Here is a 15,812-nt window from a genome sequence, read left to right on the forward strand (position 1 = left end):
TTATGCTAAACTTTATCTTTTTAAACGCGCTGCTTTTCAAGGAATCCGCATGGAGCAACAATCGAATATGCAAAATAAATTCTTGATAGATGCTGAGATCGGTGATGACGATGTCACATTACCTAATTTACCTGCTATCGATGTTCCCATCGTTGAATCTCCTGCTAAATCACAAGAAAATATTGAAGTAGCCAAAGAAGAAGTAGCATCTACAGAAACAGCGGCTGAACAACCAAAAACTGGTTTTTTTGGCCGGATGAAAGAAGGCTTAACCAAAACTCGTCGTAATTTCGCTGATGGTATGGTCAATATCTTGATTGGTGGAAAGGAAATTGACGATGAGTTACTTGAAGAAGTCGAAGAGCAATTATTGGTTGCAGACATTGGTGTTGAAGCAACTAAAACCATCATTACCAATTTAACAGAGCGTACAGCTCGTGGTGATTTGATCTATTCCCACTCTTTATATAAAGCGTTACAAGAAGAGTTAGTTGCTTTGTTGGCTCCACGTGTTAAGCCATTACATATTGACCCTAATAAATCACCTTATGTGATTTTGATGGTTGGGGTAAATGGAGTGGGTAAAACTACAACAATTGGTAAGTTGGCGAAACGTTTACAAGGTGAAGGTAAAAAAGTGATGTTGGCTGCTGGTGATACATTCCGCGCCGCAGCAACTGAGCAATTGCAGATCTGGGGTGAACGTAACGATATCTCTGTAGTAGCGCAAGGTCATGGAGCTGATAGTGCTTCTGTTATTTTTGATGCCTTTGAAAGTGCTCGTGCTAAAGGAATTGACGTATTAATTGCGGATACGGCAGGTCGTTTACATAATAAGAGTAACTTGATGGAAGAGCTCAAAAAAGTTAAACGTGTTATGCAAAAAATTGACGCAACTGCACCTCATGAGATTATGTTGGTAGTAGATGCGGGAACAGGTCAAAACGCGATCAACCAAGTACAAGAGTTTGATCAAGCTGTAGGTTTAACGGGTATTACCATTACCAAGTTGGATGGAACAGCTAAAGGTGGTGTACTCTTTAATATTGCAAGTCGCACCCATGTGCCAATTCGTTTTATTGGTGTAGGTGAAAAAATTGATGATTTAAGACCATTCTCGGCTAAATCTTTTGTTGCTGCGCTGTTTGAAACTGATAAGTAAATTGCTTGGTAACCCTAAAAAGCTTCACTAAATCGTGAAGCTTTTTTTATATGTATATCTTTTATTATTGTTGCGAAAATAAAACGAACTGTCATATTTTTAATGCTGATTATGAAAAATGACTTTAATACACTGTACTCATTCCCAAACAACGACCCTCGGTCAAATCAATAGGTAGGAAATAACAAAATGTCTACTTTCTTAGATAAAATTAAAAACCGTCGTACAATTTATGCAATTGGTAAAAACGTTGCATTAGATCGCACAAAAATTGAAGAAACTATCCGTGAAGCAGTTAAACATAGTCCTTCAGCTTTTAACTCACAATCTTCACGTATAGTGACACTATACGGTGAATCTCATGCTAAATTCTGGAATTTAGTTCGTGAAGCTTTGCGTAAAATTGTTCCTGCAGAAGCTTTTGCTGGTACAAATGCAAAAATTGATAGCTTTGTAGCGGGTGTTGGTACGGTTTTATTTTATGAAGACCAAGCTGTTGTTAAAAGCTTACAAGAGCAATTCGAACTATATGCAGACAATTTCCCTGTATGGTCTGAACACTCAAGTGCAATTGCTCAATTTGCAACTTGGACTGCGCTTTCAGAACTTGGTTTAGGTGCATCTTTACAGCACTATAACCCAATTGTCGATGCAGACGCAGCTGAAGCATTTGATGTTCCTGCAACTTGGAAATTACGTGCTCAATTAGTATTTGGTTCGGTTGAAGCACCAGCAGGTGAAAAAGCATTTATTAATGATGCTGATCGTTTCAAAACTTTCAATTAATTTAATTGAAGTTAAAAAAGAGCACCTATTTTAGGTGCTTTTTTTATATTTTTAGAATGAATAGGAAGAATATATAAAACGAAAATTTATGAAATTCAAATGCATATTTCAAAATAATAAATCAAGAAATTAGTCGATAAATGCTTTGTCATAAAATAGTCACAATCATATTGCATATTGCTCATGATTTAATAGCTTATCAAACACAGAGAAAGAGACAGATGACTTTAAGATTAGGTGTTGCTGCAATTGGTTTATTACTCAGCGGTTCGGTATTTTCAGCAGTTACAATTACAGCACCAGAGGAAATTGTAATCCTTGCGGTGAATGGTCAGGAAGTCAACTCTGGGTTATTTCGTTCATCTAAAAATAATTATAAAGTCGATGCTGGTGAAACAAGCTTAAGTGTGCGCTATCAAGAATACTTTGAACATTTAAGCGGGGAGCATGACATTGTTAAATCTGGAGTAATCACAATTCAAACTCCGGCTCTCAAAGATGGGCAAACTTATAAGCTCAGAATGGTAGATGCACCAAAGCAATTTGAACAAGCAAAGAAATATGCTGAGCAACCAACTGTGGCTTTGTACAGCGCAAATAATGAATTAATCGTACAACAAACTGGTGCAAACAATGAGGCAAAACCATGGTTTGCAACGGGTTTATTAGGAAAAGTCACTGACTTTACGACTAAATCATCTAAATCGCAACCTGAGGCAGTGTATGCCTCTGCTAAACCTACTTCTGTTCAGGTGGTTGTACCAGCTCCAACATCTATGCCTGTAACAGGCGTAGCCCAAACGAATGATCAACGTTTAGTAGAAACTTGGCAAAAAGCTTCTAAAGCTGAGCGTCAAAAATTTATGGCGTGGTTAGCTGAACAATCAAATTAATTTATTGCTATTTAAAATAAAGCCGATTTAATATCGGCTTTATTTTTAGAATTTTTATAAATAGCCTAAGTATATTTTATGAATAATTTAAATTTCCGTTCAGCTCAATTTCCTGATATTCCACAACTTGTAGCTTTAATTAATAAGTCCTATCGAGAACAACAAGATAGAAGTTGGACAACAGAACTTGATTGGGTAGAAGGACAGCGTATTACAGAGTTTCAATTAGAAGAACAACTACAACTTAGGAATTCAACATTATTGATATCGGAAACTTCTGCTTCTAAGCTTATTGCTTGTATTGGGCTTACATTTGAAAATAATCAGGTTGAGATTGGAACATTTTGTACTGATCCTCAAGTTCAAAATATGAGAGTGGGTCGATCTGTTTTAGAATATGCAGAGCAATATGCATTGAAAGAAGATCCCCATCTGACCAGCGCTTTAATGTATGTGCTAGATGTCCGTTCTGAATTGATCGCTTATTATGAAAGACGTGGATATATGAAAACGGGTAATAAGCAGCCATATCCGGTTGAAGCAAATGTAGGGGTGCCAAGGGTCCCTATTAAATTGGTTGAAATGAAAAAAGACCTCAGATGAGGTCTTTTTGATTTAGGTTAGGAACCAGATGTAATAGCCTAAAAGCATGAGAGGCCAAGCCACCCACGGGCTAAATAGCCATTTCCATAACCAGAAGTTAGGTACGAAACCCACTCCGTAAATAAAGCCACCAGAAATACCAATCATCACCAGCATAAGCTGGCTATGATTGTAGTGCCCGTTTGCATCTAGCATGAGTGAAGGATAAACCAACAAAATTGCAGCAAGAGGCAATGCCAACAGAAAAGAAAGGGCCATTGCAAATGCTTGAGCTTTTCGATGATTTGATGCTGCCATTGCTTTTGCCATCATTTATTCCTCATCTAAATCTTGATGGTGTTCGATATAAAGTGCGCTGAGTACGCCCGCAAAACATGCCATCAAAATGCCTAGGATCCATGCGAAATACCACATAGTTTTCTCCTTAATACAAGCTATGCGAGTTTGACTCGATATGTTTGTTAGTGATGACTCCCCACATTTTGTAATAAGACCAACTGGTATAGATCAAAATAAGAGGAACAAAAATGCAGGCAGCAACCGTCATAACGCCTAAAGTAAGGTGACTTGATACAGCATCCCACATTGTCAAGCTAGAGTTAGGATTGATACTAGATGGAAGTAGGAATGGGAATAGGGCAAAACCAGCAGTTAAAATTGCTCCTACAATCATTAAACTTGTACCAGTAAAACTTAAGCCTGCTTTTACTTTTGAAGAAGCAAAAATTGCAATGATTGCGCCTAATATGGCAAGAACAGGGGCAACTTTAGTCACTGGATAGGTGCTGTAATTGTTCATCCAACCAGGATTGCTATTGGTAACCACTTCTTTAGCTAAAGGGTTAAGCGCAGTATTTGGGTCTATAGCAACAGCATAGCTATAACCTGGAACTTGCCCAAAATACAGCCATGCTCCAATTACAAGGAAACAAATTAAAAATATAATCGCCATAATTTGAGTGGCCTTGGCAGAGCGCTGTTTTAAAGCTTCATCAGTACGTAGCATGAGCCATGCACCGCCATGTGCACAAAGCATAGACAGACTTACCACACCGCAAACTAAAGCAAAGGGGTTAAGAAGGGCAAAAAAGCTACCTGTATATTCAGAGCGTAATGTGCTATCTAAACTAAAAGGAATACCTAAAAACAAATTACCGAAGGCCACACCAAACACAAGCGCTGGAACAGCACCACCGATGCACAGACCCCAGTCCCAAGAGTTACGCCATTTGGTATTTTCAAGTTTAGAGCGATAATCGAAACCTACAGGTCTTAGGAAAAGTGCAAATAGAACTAACAAAAGTGCCCAGTACATGCCTGAGAAAGCGACTGAGTAAACCATTGGCCATGCAGCAAATAGTGCCCCACCTGCTGTAATAAACCAAACCTGATTACCATCCCAGTGTGGGGCAATGGTATTGATTGCAGCACGGCGTTCGCTATCGGTTTTTCCAACGAAAGGCATGAGAGCCATAGACCCCATATCAAAGCCATCGGTAAGAGCAAAGCCGATCAGAAGTACGCCAACTAACACCCACCAAATGATTTTCAATAATTCATATTCAATCATGATAAGGCCTCCCCATTAACCGCTGCTTTCGGTTCTTGCTTTTCAAAATGATATTTGCCAGTGTGTAGAGAGCTTGGTCCTAAGCGAGCAAATTTGATCATTAAATACATTTCAATAATCAAAAGAGCCGTGTAGAACGCTGCTAGCGCAATAATCGAACCCCATACGTCACCAGTACTTAAACTAGAAGTAGAGAGGTGGGTTGGTAGAATTTCACCAATAGACCATGGTTGACGACCACCTTCAGCTACATACCAGCCAGTTTGTGCAGCAATCCAAGGAAGCGGTAGAGCCAGCAATGCATATTTCAGTAGCCAAGGTTTATTTTCAGCATTTCTTTTTGCTACAGCCCAAGTCGCTAAAACGAAGAGTAATAGCATTAAGAAACCAGAGGCAACCATTGCGCGGAAAGAGAAAAATAGCGCTGTAACATTTGGAACAGTATCTTTTACAGCAGCTTTAATATTTTGCTCGCTTGCATCAACTACATTCGGTGCATATTTCTTAAGAAGTAGGCCATAACCTAAATCTTTTTGATTTTTTTCAAAAGAGGCTAATAACTCTGGTGAACGATCACCTGCACGTAATTTTTCAAGTTCGGCATAGGCAAGCATACCGTTGCGAATACGAACTTCATGCTGTTGCATGAGATCTTTAAGACCAGTAACTTCTTTGGTTGTTGAACGAGTTGCAATTAAACCTAATGCATATGGAATTTTAACTGCGTAATCTGTCCGCATCTCTTCATGGTTTGGTACACCAAACAAAGTAAACGGAGCAGGAGCAGGATGAGTATCCCATTCGGCTTCGATCGCAGCGAGTTTAGTTTTTTGAACATCACCGAGTTCATAGCCAGATTCATCACCTAACAAAATCACTGAAAGTGTAGATGCGAGACCGAAAATGGCAGCAATTGCAAAAGAGCGGCGTGCGAAAGGAAGATCACGTTTTTTAAGTAAGTAATAGCTTGAGATGGCGAGTACAAAAATTGCACCAGTTACATAGCCCGCAGAAACGGTATGCACGAATTTCACCTGAGCTACAGGGTTAAAGATCAGCGCGCCGAAATCAACTAACTCCATACGCATCGTTTCAAAGTTAAATGTAGCACCTACTGGGTTTTGCATCCAACCATTCGCCACTAAAATCCAGAGTGCTGACATATTAGAACCTAGAGCGACTAACCACGTTACGCCTAGATGCTGAACCTTACTTAAACGGTCCCATCCGAAGAAGAATAAACCAATAAATGTAGACTCAAGAAAGAATGCCATAAGGCCTTCAATTGCTAATGGAGCACCAAAAATATCACCTACATAGTGTGAGTAATAAGCCCAGTTTGTTCCAAATTGGAACTCCATTGTTAAGCCAGTTGTTACCCCTAAAGCAAAGTTAATACCAAATAATTTTCCCCAAAATTTAGTCATATCCTTGTAAATTTCTTTACCGGAAATGACATAAGTGGTTTCCATGATGGCAAGGATAAATGCCAAACCTAGAGTTAAAGGGACGAAAAGAAAGTGATACATTGCGGTCATCGCAAATTGAAACCGCGAAAGATCAACCACGCTTTCAGAAATCATCAACGTGTCTCCTTAATGTGGGAAATGTTATCGCCGGCAATATGCTCGGCGACCTGATTGTCAAAATTTTTGGGGATGGTGGGAGCATCAAACCAAATATGTTTGATCGTTAAGAGAAGCACTATTTTTATTATTAGAATAATAGTGATTTCTTTAACTAAACGACCATTAAGATTTTTAAAATTAAGGCTCATAAATTAAACCTCATTTGATATTAATTTTATTATTAATCAAAATATAATAAAAATAAACATTAAATATATTTTAAATGAATATTTAAATAATTAATTTATATAAAACAAACACTTAATATTTTAAAATAAATACTATACTAAAATGGTTTTAATTGATTATTAAATCCTACTAAAACACTTGTAAATAAAAAATATTAAGTTGATTAAAATGGTTTGTTTTAATTTAATACCAACCAAAATGGTTGTATATTATATTTATAAATACTATTTCAAACTAAAATAGTTGGAATAATAAATAATTAATTAAAAAGAAAATAATAAAATATAGACGTAATAAAGCCTGCAAAAAGCAGCAAGTAAATAGAATAGTAGTGAGAATTTAATCGGGGGCGAAAAGATCGTTTGATACAGAAATTTTCTTGGCTACATAATGGCTTTTATGCACTCTTACAAGGATAACTTGTGAGTATAATTCGAGTTCGCCGTATTCTGGTTCGACTTGAACGTAATGGAGCTGGCCGAATTCATCACGCACTCGCGCTTGGGCAGAAAATCCAGGTCTAGCATTACCACTAGAAACTGTCGCTAAGCGTCCTAGAAGATTATAGTTTGTATGAGTAAGCTTTGGTTTAATTACTTGGTCAAGGCAGTGAATCATGAACACAGTAAAAAAGATTGCGATGACAAGAGCTGGGACGATTAAATAAAATGGTGAAATAAAATAATGCTGGATTGCAAAGAAAGAGAGCTGTAAAAAATAGCCTGCAAAACTAAAATTGATAAGTAAAAAAACGAAAATTAAAGCTTTAGAAAATTTAACGTTAAGTAGTGGCGAGTTAGAAAGCCAAACAGGCGCAATTTTTTTGAGTAATTGACTTGGACGAAGTCCAATATACATACCAATAGTTTCTACCACGCTGAGTAATATCAAAGCCACTACACTTAAGTGAAATGGCATAAGATAATAATTGAAAAAGAAATCAGCCATGGCAGAAACTCTAATGTTGATCGCTTCAGTCTACGATATAGATACCGCCATCTGAATGTACTTTAATCTCAACTTTATTTAAAAAATCACCTAAACATGGTCCTGAGATACATTCGCCTGTTTCCACAGTGAATAAAGCACCATGGGTAGAACATTGAATATATTCTTGGTCTTGATCAAGAAATTGATTTTCTAAATATTCAAGCTCTGTTTGCAAGTGAGGGCATAAGTTTTGGTAAGCATAGAATGCGCCATCACGTTGTGTAATGAAAATAGTAATTCCTTGTAAAGTGTCAAAAGCTCTAGCTTCACGCTCAGGAACTTCTTCCGTCATACAGATCCTTTCCATTTCAAGCACATTCCTTCTGAAAATTTTCAAGAAGTTTAGCATAATCATTAATCGCTAAACGTGGGCCAAATTGAGAAACAACTTCACTAGAAATTAAGACAGCTAACTGTGCAGCAGCATTCAAATCTTGATGATGGTTTAGGGCATAAAGGAATGCGCCAGCAAATGCATCGCCAGCACCATTTGTATCAACGGCTTCTACGTGGCGACCTGCAACATGGAAATGTTGAGTAGAGTTAGAAACTAAAGCACCTTTAGCACTTTGTGTAATGACTACTGTATGATTTTTAAAACGTAATTGAGCAAGAGCATCTTCAACAGTTGTTGTATTTGTATACATTAAGGCTTCTTGTTCATTACAAAATAGTAAATCTACGCCATCATCCATGAGCTCTTCTAAGCCTTCGCGAGCGTATTGCACCATGGCAGGATCTGAAAGAGATAAAGCAATCTTAACATCATTTGCTTTTGCAATTTCTCTGGCTTGTTTTACAGCTTTGCGCGCTGTTTCACTTGTAGAAAGATAACCTTCAATATAAAGCCATTTTGCTGTTTTTAACGGTTCAAAGTCGATTTGATCTTGAGAAAGTTCAGCAGTGATGCCTAAATAAGTATGCATTGTACGTTCAGAGTCAGGACTAATGAGTACCATGCAGGTACCTGTCACGCCTTCACTGATTGATTTTGGAGTGGTTTGGATGCCAGCTTCATTTAAACCTTGCAGATAAATTGAACCCAAATCATCGTTACCAACGCGGCAACCATAAAAAGCACTTCCACCTAATGCGCTAAAGGCTACAGTAGTATTCGCAGCAGAACCACCACTTGCTTGACCTTTATAATCTTGATGCTGTTTTAACTCCCCATAAAGAGCAGATTGAGTGTCGCCATCGGACAACTGCATGGTGCCTTTTTGCAAACCTTGTTGACTAAGAAAATCATCAGACACTTTAAATTCTTGGTCGATTAATGCATTACCAATTGCAAAAAGATCTACAGTTGCCATATGTGTTGTCACAAAATAAAAAAATCAGGTTGCTAAGTTTACACCATTGCTTGGATTTGCTGTAGTTTGTTGAATAAAATTCAGTTAAATCAAAAATTAGTGGAAAAATATTATTGTGTGAAAATTCTTTAGACTCACAAATAGCTCGTTGAGATAAAATTGATCAGCTTTTTTATTCAATACCTAACATATACATAGAATTAAAAGCTTTTGTTCTGGTAGGATAAAACATTCATGGCTATGTGCTTGATATCAAAGCTGTGCCAATGAAAACTAATACTCAACAAAAACATAGTATTTTACTTGGCTTTTGTTCGCCAATCTCAAGCTGACTCAGGCTATAATGAGACTTATTCACTTATCCGATATGTTAGGAGATCACATGACTGTAGATGTCACTGAAACCATTTCTCAAACTGTTCACCCTGCGTTTCAGTTGCTACGTCAGCACCATGTAGAAGCATTAGATATTTTAGTGTCTGAATATAAGCATAAAGTCACAGGTGCGGTGCATTATCACTTGGCAACTGATTATGATGAAAATGTATTTCTTGTTGCTTTTAGAACCCAGCCTATGGACTCTAAAGGCACGGCACATATTTTAGAACATACGGCTTTGTGTGGCTCTGAAAAGTTTCCGGTACGTGATCCATTCTTTTTAATGATTCGTCGTTCTTTAAATACTTTTATGAACGCATTTACAGCAGCAGATTGGACAGCATATCCATTCGCTACTCAAAACAAAAAAGATTTTCAAAACTTACTTTCTGTTTATCTTGATGCGGCATTTGCTGCCAATTTGAATCCACTTGATTTTGCTCAAGAAGGTATTCGTATTGAACTTGAAAATGGTCAACCTGTTTATAAAGGTGTTGTTTTTAATGAAATGAAAGGTGCGATGAGTGCACCGTCTGACCAACTTTATCATCAGTTGGCCCATCATTTATTTCCTGAAACGACCTATCATTACAACTCAGGTGGTGATCCGAAAGATATTCCTGATTTAACGTATGAGCAGTTAGTTGATTTTTATAAAGTACATTACCATCCAAGTAATGCTGTATTCATGACCTTTGGTAATCAAACAGCATACGAGTTGCAAGAGCAATTTGAAAAACTAGCTCTACATAAGTTTTCTGCTGGAACAACTTTATATTCTAAGCCTGAAAAACGTTTAGCAGCGCCAATTGAAGTAACAGAGAACTATGGTGTTGATAGCGATGATTTAAAAGATAAGACTTATCATGTTTTATCTTGGTTATTACCAGAAGCAAATGACATTAAATTGCGTTTAGGAATGCGTTTAGTTGAAGGAATTTTATTAGAAAATTCAGCTTCACCACTCCGTCATTACTTAGAAACTTGCGGTTATGCTCAATCAACAGGCCCATTAATGGGTGTAGACGATAGTAATTTTGAAATGACTTTCTACTGTGGTGTTCAAGGTTCAAATCCTGAACATGCGCAAAGTTTTAGAGATGGTGTTTTAAATATTCTGCGTGATGTTGCTGCTAAACCAATTGATAGTAACTTAGTCGATGCAATTTTGCATCAAATCGAGTTACATCAACGTGAAATTAATGGTGATGGTACACCGTATGGTTTAAGTCTAATTTTAAATGGTTTAAGTGGTGCGATTCACTATAATGACCCAATTCAAATATGGGACGTCGACAGCGCAATTGCACAGGTTAAAGAAGAGTTGAAAGACCCAATGTGGCTATCAAATCTGATTCAAACACATTTGCTCGACAACCCTCATCGCGTGCAGATGACTTTAGTTCCAGACCCAACCAAGTCTGTAAAAGAGCAAGAAGCGGAAAAAGCTCGTTTAGCGGCTATTGGTGAAAAGCTAACAGATGCTGATAAGGCTGAAATCATTGCTAAGACTAAGGCTTTAGAGGAACGTCAGGACACTCCTGATAATCTTGAGTTATTGCCAAAAGTAGGTTTGGAAGATGTACCTGCTGACTTGCATATTGTGCAAGGTCAGTTACGCGAAATTATTTGTAATCGTATGGATACGCCGTTGAACTTGTATCATGCTGGTACTAACGGAATTTACTATCAACAAGTACTTATTCAGATTCCTGAAGATATTGTGAAGTCGCCTTATTTCAATTTGCTTTCTATTTTGATGGGTGAAGTAGGTGCAGGCGAATATGGCTATCTTGAACTACAAAACTTACAAACCGCTGTAAGTGGTGGTTTAGGAATGGGTGCCTCTTTACGTAGTAAAGTTGATGATAAAGATAAAATTAGTGCTTGGCTGACTTTAACGACTAAATCGTTGACTCAGAAATTTGATGCAATTCATTTATTAAAATTAGCATTTGAACAGCTCCGATTTGATGAGAAAGAACGAATTATCGAGTTATTGCAACAACGTAAAACACGTTGGCAATCTCGTCTTTCTGGATCAGGTCATAGCTATGCGATGCAGATTGCTTCTCGTAACATGAGTGCCTTGGCTCAACGTGACTATCAAAACACAGGTTTAGGTGCATTGAACTGGTTGGGTGAGCTTGTTACTAAAATTACCCAAGATGATGCCGCTTACGATGAGCTGATTACAGAATTAAAACGTATTCATAGTAAGTTATTGCAAGCACCTAAACAGTTCTTACTAGTGTGTGAAGAACATCAATCTGAACGTTTGGTTGAAGAAATCCAGAATGTTTGGGATAAATTGAATGTTGATACAGCTACAACTGAGTTAACTCAAGTAGAACAAGCTAATGATAATAATCATGAAGCATGGTTAATTCAGGCAAACGTTCAATTCTGTGCGTCTGCATATCAAGCCGTAGAAGTATCACATCCAGATGCAGCTCCATTAATGGTATTGGCAGCTTATTTACGTAACGGATTCTTGCACAGTGCTATCCGTGAAAAAGGTGGTGCTTATGGTGGCGGTGCTAGTTATGATGGAAATGCGTGTTCATTCCGTTTCTTTAGCTACCGTGACCCACGTTTAGCAGAGACGTTTAAAGACTTTGAAGCAAGCGTGCAATGGTTATTAAATACCGAGCAACAACCTCATCAGCTTGAAGAGGCAATTCTTGGTTTAGTGGCAAGTATGGATAAACCAGGCTCTCCAGCAGGTGAAGCGATTACAGCATGTTATGCATTGTTGCATGCGAGAACTCCAGCTTTCCGCCGTACTTTGCGTGAAAGATTGTTGCATGTAACATTGGATGATTTAAAACGTGTTGCTCGTCAATATTTGGCAGAGCAAACTCCTGTAAAAGCTGTAGTTGCGCCATTTGTTAAACGTGATGAATTGCAGCAATTAGGTTTTACCATTCAACAAGTTAATTAAAATAAAAATTGGAGATTGAACATGGCGTTCAAACAATTTGAACGCACATCTTTGCAGCTAAGCATGGGAATCGTGTTTAGCTGTTTATGTGCGTCTGTAACATATGCTGATACCTTAGCTCCAGCAAACCCTGCCACAGTTGATGCATGTGTTGCTCTTGCTTCGAATGCCGATCGTCTGGCTTGTTACGACTCTGTATTTAAGCCAGCAACTCTACCTGTTGTACAAGCTGCGGTAGTACCTGAGCCTGTTAAAAAAATTGATCAGCCTGCTGTTCAACCAGAAACATTTAAAGAGAAGGTGGTAGACACGGTTAGTAATATTAAAGTGATTGGTAAAGCACCTACACTTGAACCTACTACTTCTTTGCTAGATCAACGTTGGGAATTATCTGAAAAAAGTAAGCTAGGTGTTTGGAATATTCGTGCTTATCAGCCAGTCTATTTACTACCTGTATTTTGGACCAGTGACAAGAATGAATTCCCGAGTAGTCCAAATCCAAATAATACTGTAACGGATGCTCAGAATCTGAAATCAACAGAAAGTAAGTTTCAGATTTCTTTGAAAACCAAAGCTTGGGAAAATATTTTTGGAAATAATGGTGATTTGTGGGTAGGGTATACACAATCTTCACGCTGGCAGACGTTCAATGCTGAAGAATCTCGCCCATTCCGTGAAACGAACTATGAGCCAGAAGCAAGTTTAATGTTTAGAACGAACTACGAGTTGCTTGGTTTAGATGGGCGTTTGCTTGGAGTTACCTTAAACCATCAGTCAAATGGTCGTTCAGATCCATTATCTCGTAGCTGGAACCGTGTAATTTTTAATGTTGGATTGGAGCGTGGTAATTTTGCTTTAATGCTTCGTCCATGGATTCGTCTTGAAGAAGATAGTAAAGATGATAATAATCCGGATATGGAAGATTACATTGGTCGTGGTGATTTAACAGCGTTTTATAAGTGGAAGCAGAATGACTTCTCTTTAATGCTGCGTCATTCATTGAAAGGTGGTGATGACTCTCATGGTGCTGTGCAATTTGACTGGGCTTTTCCAATCAGTGGCAAATTACGCGGACATTTCCAGTTGTTTAATGGTTATGGTGAAAGCTTGATTGATTATAACCATCGAGCAACTTATGCTGGTTTGGGTGTGTCGCTCTTGAATTGGTACTAAGACGCTATAAGAAAAGCCGCTTTTAAAGCGGCTTTTTTATTATCCAATTTGGATGTTGGCTTGAGGATGTTTAAGCCGGCTCTTTTTAGGAGTAGCGATTAAATAGGCGAGTGTTAAAGGCCCAAGCCTTCCAGCAAACATGAGTAGGCTTAAAATAAATAAACTACCGTTATGTAAATCAGGTGTGATTCCACGAGAGAGACCCACTGTACATGCGGCAGAAACAACCTCAAAAAGCAAATTCATAAAATCTGCTTTAGGTTCTAAAAGTAAAAGAATAAAGAAACCAATGAAAATCAGTATGCTCGTAATAGCAGTCACTGCTAATGCTTTATAGGTGGTTTCGTGCGATACAGAGTGATTAAATATTCTAATTTCATCTGTACGGCGTAAAAATGAAATTACACTAAGTACTAAAATGACAAAGGTTCCAACTTTGATTCCACCCGCTGTACTCAGTGAACCACCACCAATAAACATCAATAACATCATTAGTAGTGAGCTACTGTTGGTCATTGCACCTGTATCAATGGTATTAAAGCCTGAAGATCGTGGAACTGTTGCCTGAAACCAAGCGTTTAATGCTTGTTCACCTGAGTTTAACATCCCTAAAGTCGCGGGATTTTGAGCTTCTAAAGCCCATATTAAAATAAACGCAACGAGGTTAATAATTGCAATGGTTGTCAGAATAAGTTTGCTATTTGGCGTTAGTTTTTTCCATCTTTTGTTTTGCTTAATATCCATGAGTACTAAAAAACCAAGACCACCTAAAGTGTAAAGGATGCTAATGGTTATACAAATAATATAGTTACTTTGGAAATTTATTAAACTATTGGAAAATAATGAAAAACCAGCATTGTTGAATGAGGAAATGCTATAAAAAACTGCATAATATAAACCACGTGCAAACCCGTATGTTGGTGTAAAAGCAGTCGTGAGAATAATTGTACCAATCAGCTCAAAAATAAGAGTATAGGTGACAACGCCTTTAGCAACAAAAGTAACTTTAGATAGGCTCGTTTGCCCGAGACTATCTTGAGCCATCATTTGCTGTTTAAGACCAACTTTTGGTGACAAACTTAATGCTGCCAATATCGCAAAAGTCATAAATCCCAAACCGCCAGACTGGATCAGCAATAAAATAATAGTTTGCCCAAAGAGGGTAAAAGACTCATGAATATTTAAAACGGATAGACCGGTAATGGTAACTGCTGAGGTGGCTGTAAAAAGCGCATCCATCCAACTGACATTGCCTGTATTCGCAAATGGCAATTTAAGCAATAAAGTGCCAAAAGTAATAAAGCCTAAAAACCCTAGCGCTAAAAGAGAAGGAGGGCTTAAATTTAACGTTTTATGAGGCTTGGGATATATGGACATATTCTAGAGTTCGTTTTCTTATAAGAAGCAATTAGAAAGTTTCTTTAACTGTGATAAATGACCTTCTAAAATAAGAATATCATGTGTTTGCAAAGTGAAATTTTCTTCAGTCTCAAACAAAATTTGTTGCTGTCTTTTCACGAGCAATGTTTTGACTTGAGGAGCTTGCTGCATAATGCCATATAAATTGATGCCATTAAGCTTATCTGGGATCTCAATTTTGATAATGTAATGATCATCTTCTAAAGACATATAGCGACTTACCATTGGGTAATTCAGGGCTTGAGCAACTCTTACCCCCATATCTTCTTCAGGATGAATAATCTTATTGATATTAAGGTGTGACAAAATGGTGTGATGAGCTTTGGTTTTTGCCTTTACCCAAATTTTATCAATGCCGAGATTTTTTAAGTTCAGTACACACAAAATACTGGCTTCAATATCTTCACCAATTGCAACAACGACCGCATCACAGTTCTGAATGTTTAATTCATCAAGCACATGTTCGTCAGTAGCATCAGCAATGACGGCATGAGTTAAAACGTCGGCAAGATTTTCGACATTCTTTTTTACCGTATCGATGCCAATAACATCATGATTCAATTTTGTGAGTTCTTGAGCAACTGTTGCTCCAAAACTACCTAAGCCAATGACTGCAAACTGTGCCATGTTGTTCCTTTTTTCCGAGTTAGATCATTATTTTTAAGGATATTTTCTTTAAGATAAAGAGAAGCAATGTAAAGATGCTAGAAATATAAAAGATTGTATAAAAAAGCCGACAACTTTGTCGGCTTGTTCATTAAAAC

At 37.7% G+C, this 15,812-nt stretch carries 16 protein-coding genes; 6 read left to right on the forward strand and 10 right to left on the reverse strand.

Annotation, left to right across the window (positions count from 1 at the left end; translation table 11 throughout):
- Window positions 1-49 precede the first annotated feature (49 nt).
- The 4 genes from ftsY (at window position 50) to ACTJJH_RS01590 (ending at window position 3,444) form a co-directional block, all read left to right on the forward strand.
- The gene (gene ftsY, locus ACTJJH_RS01575; protein WP_005073955.1) at window positions 50-1,162 is read left to right on the forward strand and encodes a signal recognition particle-docking protein FtsY; all 1,113 of its coding nucleotides are present in this window, start codon (window positions 50-52) and stop codon (window positions 1,160-1,162) included.
- 189 nt (window positions 1,163-1,351) lie between these two features.
- A complete protein-coding gene (locus ACTJJH_RS01580; RefSeq protein ID WP_032036360.1) occupies window positions 1,352-1,948 on the forward strand; it encodes a nitroreductase family protein in 597 nt (198 codons plus the stop codon).
- 221 nt (window positions 1,949-2,169) lie between these two features.
- A complete protein-coding gene (locus tag ACTJJH_RS01585; RefSeq protein WP_032036359.1) occupies window positions 2,170-2,841 on the forward strand; it encodes a YccT family protein in 672 nt (223 codons plus the stop codon).
- A gap of 78 nt (window positions 2,842-2,919) precedes the next feature.
- Window positions 2,920-3,444, forward strand: coding sequence for a GNAT family N-acetyltransferase (locus tag ACTJJH_RS01590; RefSeq protein ID WP_440600599.1), 525 nt, complete (start codon window positions 2,920-2,922; stop codon window positions 3,442-3,444).
- 12 nt (window positions 3,445-3,456) lie between these two features.
- On the opposite strand, the gene ACTJJH_RS01595 is transcribed toward ACTJJH_RS01590, so the two are convergent.
- The 8 genes from ACTJJH_RS01595 to ACTJJH_RS01630 form a co-directional block, all read right to left on the reverse strand.
- Complete coding sequence (locus ACTJJH_RS01595; protein ID WP_081037740.1) at window positions 3,457-3,756, reverse strand: cyd operon YbgE family protein; 300 nt, start codon at window positions 3,754-3,756, stop codon at window positions 3,457-3,459.
- Entirely contained in the window at window positions 3,757-3,858 is a 102-nt protein-coding gene (gene cydX / locus ACTJJH_RS01600; RefSeq protein WP_002120988.1) for a cytochrome bd-I oxidase subunit CydX, read from the reverse strand.
- A 10-nt stretch (window positions 3,859-3,868) separates the two neighbouring features.
- On the reverse strand, window positions 3,869-5,014 hold the full coding sequence (gene cydB / locus ACTJJH_RS01605; RefSeq protein WP_440600600.1) for a cytochrome d ubiquinol oxidase subunit II: 1,146 nt from the start codon (window positions 5,012-5,014) through the stop codon (window positions 3,869-3,871).
- Complete coding sequence (locus ACTJJH_RS01610; protein WP_033847259.1) at window positions 5,011-6,597, reverse strand: cytochrome ubiquinol oxidase subunit I; 1,587 nt, start codon at window positions 6,595-6,597, stop codon at window positions 5,011-5,013. Before ACTJJH_RS01610 ends, cydB begins: the two co-directional genes overlap by 4 nt.
- A complete protein-coding gene (gene cydP, locus ACTJJH_RS01615; protein ID WP_005073962.1) occupies window positions 6,597-6,791 on the reverse strand; it encodes a cytochrome oxidase putative small subunit CydP in 195 nt (64 codons plus the stop codon). Before cydP ends, ACTJJH_RS01610 begins: the two co-directional genes overlap by 1 nt.
- 379 nt (window positions 6,792-7,170) lie before the next feature.
- Window positions 7,171-7,779 carry an OB-fold-containig protein gene (locus ACTJJH_RS01620; RefSeq protein WP_002121106.1) on the reverse strand — a complete coding sequence of 203 codons (609 nt, stop codon included), beginning with the start codon at window positions 7,777-7,779 and terminating at the stop codon, window positions 7,171-7,173.
- Between the two features lie 25 nt (window positions 7,780-7,804).
- On the reverse strand, window positions 7,805-8,113 hold the full coding sequence (locus ACTJJH_RS01625) for a Rieske (2Fe-2S) protein (RefSeq protein ID WP_440600601.1): 309 nt from the start codon (window positions 8,111-8,113) through the stop codon (window positions 7,805-7,807).
- 16 nt (window positions 8,114-8,129) lie between these two features.
- Entirely contained in the window at window positions 8,130-9,134 is a 1,005-nt protein-coding gene (locus ACTJJH_RS01630; protein WP_068931032.1) for an adenosine kinase, read from the reverse strand.
- Window positions 9,135-9,516: 382 nt separating this feature from the next.
- Between ACTJJH_RS01630 and ACTJJH_RS01635 the strand changes: the two genes are divergently transcribed.
- Together ACTJJH_RS01635 and ACTJJH_RS01640 are read left to right on the forward strand one after the other, a co-directional pair.
- Window positions 9,517-12,456, forward strand: coding sequence for an insulinase family protein (locus ACTJJH_RS01635; RefSeq protein WP_440600602.1), 2,940 nt, complete (start codon window positions 9,517-9,519; stop codon window positions 12,454-12,456).
- Window positions 12,457-12,477: 21 nt separating this feature from the next.
- Complete coding sequence (locus ACTJJH_RS01640; protein ID WP_440600603.1) at window positions 12,478-13,629, forward strand: phospholipase A; 1,152 nt, start codon at window positions 12,478-12,480, stop codon at window positions 13,627-13,629.
- Between the two features lie 39 nt (window positions 13,630-13,668).
- On the opposite strand, the gene ACTJJH_RS01645 is transcribed toward ACTJJH_RS01640, so the two are convergent.
- Entirely contained in the window at window positions 13,669-15,006 is a 1,338-nt protein-coding gene (locus ACTJJH_RS01645) for a TrkH family potassium uptake protein (protein ID WP_440600604.1), read from the reverse strand.
- A gap of 18 nt (window positions 15,007-15,024) precedes the next feature.
- Window positions 15,025-15,675, reverse strand: a complete 651-nt coding sequence (locus ACTJJH_RS01650; protein ID WP_005069007.1) for a potassium channel family protein — start codon at window positions 15,673-15,675, stop codon at window positions 15,025-15,027.
- Window positions 15,676-15,812: the final 137 nt, after the last annotated feature.

This window comes from Acinetobacter sp. 22301, from assembly GCF_052045285.1.
GTDB lineage: Bacteria > Pseudomonadota > Gammaproteobacteria > Pseudomonadales > Moraxellaceae > Acinetobacter > Acinetobacter pittii.

Bases quoted from the DNA above. Each gene is read 5' to 3' on its own strand.
- ACTJJH_RS01640 (WP_440600603.1), top strand. From the start codon at position 12,478: ATGGCGTTCAAACAATTTGAACGCACATCTTTGCAGCTAAGCATGGGA.
- cydB (WP_440600600.1), bottom strand. From the start codon at position 5,014: ATGATTGAATATGAATTATTGAAAATCATTTGGTGGGTGTTAGTTGGC.
- cydP (WP_005073962.1), bottom strand. From the start codon at position 6,791: ATGAGCCTTAATTTTAAAAATCTTAATGGTCGTTTAGTTAAAGAAATC.
- ftsY (WP_005073955.1), top strand. From the start codon at position 50: ATGGAGCAACAATCGAATATGCAAAATAAATTCTTGATAGATGCTGAG.
- ACTJJH_RS01610 (WP_033847259.1), bottom strand. From the start codon at position 6,597: ATGATTTCTGAAAGCGTGGTTGATCTTTCGCGGTTTCAATTTGCGATG.
- ACTJJH_RS01625 (WP_440600601.1), bottom strand. From the start codon at position 8,113: ATGACGGAAGAAGTTCCTGAGCGTGAAGCTAGAGCTTTTGACACTTTA.
- ACTJJH_RS01630 (WP_068931032.1), bottom strand. From the start codon at position 9,134: ATGGCAACTGTAGATCTTTTTGCAATTGGTAATGCATTAATCGACCAA.
- ACTJJH_RS01620 (WP_002121106.1), bottom strand. From the start codon at position 7,779: ATGGCTGATTTCTTTTTCAATTATTATCTTATGCCATTTCACTTAAGT.
- cydX (WP_002120988.1), bottom strand. From the start codon at position 3,858: ATGTGGTATTTCGCATGGATCCTAGGCATTTTGATGGCATGTTTTGCG.
- ACTJJH_RS01650 (WP_005069007.1), bottom strand. From the start codon at position 15,675: ATGGCACAGTTTGCAGTCATTGGCTTAGGTAGTTTTGGAGCAACAGTT.
- ACTJJH_RS01635 (WP_440600602.1), top strand. From the start codon at position 9,517: ATGACTGTAGATGTCACTGAAACCATTTCTCAAACTGTTCACCCTGCG.
- ACTJJH_RS01595 (WP_081037740.1), bottom strand. From the start codon at position 3,756: ATGATGGCAAAAGCAATGGCAGCATCAAATCATCGAAAAGCTCAAGCA.
- ACTJJH_RS01585 (WP_032036359.1), top strand. From the start codon at position 2,170: ATGACTTTAAGATTAGGTGTTGCTGCAATTGGTTTATTACTCAGCGGT.
- ACTJJH_RS01590 (WP_440600599.1), top strand. From the start codon at position 2,920: ATGAATAATTTAAATTTCCGTTCAGCTCAATTTCCTGATATTCCACAA.
- ACTJJH_RS01580 (WP_032036360.1), top strand. From the start codon at position 1,352: ATGTCTACTTTCTTAGATAAAATTAAAAACCGTCGTACAATTTATGCA.
- ACTJJH_RS01645 (WP_440600604.1), bottom strand. From the start codon at position 15,006: ATGTCCATATATCCCAAGCCTCATAAAACGTTAAATTTAAGCCCTCCT.